We start from the raw sequence: 1,194 nt of genomic DNA on the forward strand, positions 1-1,194 counted from the left end.
TAGCTTCACTTCCTACGTTAGCTAACAGCTGAGGAAATGGCAATTCTTCTTCATCATTTAACGTAGAAAATAAATCGATACTTTGATTAACAGACCAATCGAGTAAAGACTGTATTTCATCGAGGATATCTTGGGTTTTCTCTACGAGGCAGGCACCGTTGCGAATCAATTGGTTACCACCACTAGCATTGCGAGCATTAATTGAGGCCGGCAGCGCAAACACTTCTCGCCCTTGCTCAAGGGCATAACGCGCGGTAATAAGCGAGCCACTTTTCTCGGCCGCTTCCACCACTAACACACCTAACGATAAGCCGCTAATGATACGGTTTCGACGCGGAAAGTTTTCTGCTCGAGGCTTGGCATTGGGACGAAACTCAGAAACCAGTGCGCCATTTTCTGTTACTCGCTGCGCTAAACCACGATGACGAGCAGGATAAACATGTTCTAAACCAGACCCGAGCACAGCTATCGTCTTACCACCCGCTTGTAGCGCACCATCATGAGCATGGCCATCAATCCCAAGCGCTAAGCCGCTAGTGACAATCAATTCTTGCTGAGCCAACTCTGCCGCAAATTGACGTGCATGGTGTAAACCATCAAAACTGGCGTTACGGCTGCCCACCATGGCAATTTGTGGTTGCGATAAAAAGGTAGGATTCCCCTCAACAAATAACAACGGAGGCGGAGCGACAACTTGCTTGAGTAAAGGGGGATATAAAGGATCGGCCAGCGTCAGAATGTGATGATTTGTAGAAGTGGCTAGCCACGTTAAACAAGCATCGACCTCTTTATCGGCCGAAGCCCAAGCTTGCAACTGTTTGTTCGTCAAACCCAATTGATAGAGCTGATCAGAAGAGGAATTGATGATATTGCGAGGCGTATCTTTGGCGAGCAGCTTATTCATTTTGACCCCACCGATGCCTGGCAAGCAACTCAGCTTAAGCCAGGCAGCAAGGTCACTGTCGCTATTGCGTGGTTTCATTGGTGGTCGACTCTTGCGTCAGAGGCGAAACCACAGAGACCTCTTTATTGATGGGTTTAGTGCTGGTTGTGATCAACGCCAAGCTAAAGTACTCATAAGGACGAATGACCAGCAACTCGCCAACTTTGCTTTGAGGTAAGGTTATTTTCTTATCGAGGACACCAAACTCTTTCTTGAATTCATCGTCATCTTTGTAAACCGGATGCGCGTCT

General features: G+C 47.6%; 1 protein-coding gene and 1 pseudogene. Both read right to left on the reverse strand.

Annotated elements, in window-relative coordinates; all coding sequences use genetic code 11:
• The coding region (dprA, locus tag R7E42_RS24780; protein WP_318073201.1) for a DNA-processing protein DprA at positions 1–982 on the reverse strand (982 nt) is incomplete at its 3' end.
• Positions 966–1,194 (reverse strand): annotated as a pseudogene (locus R7E42_RS24785) (peptidoglycan-binding protein); the annotation flags it as partial. The gene dprA and the pseudogene R7E42_RS24785, both read right to left, overlap by 17 nt.

This window comes from Vibrio sp. Vb1337 (genome assembly GCF_033338715.1).
Taxonomy (GTDB): Bacteria; Pseudomonadota; Gammaproteobacteria; order Enterobacterales; family Vibrionaceae; genus Vibrio; species Vibrio alginolyticus.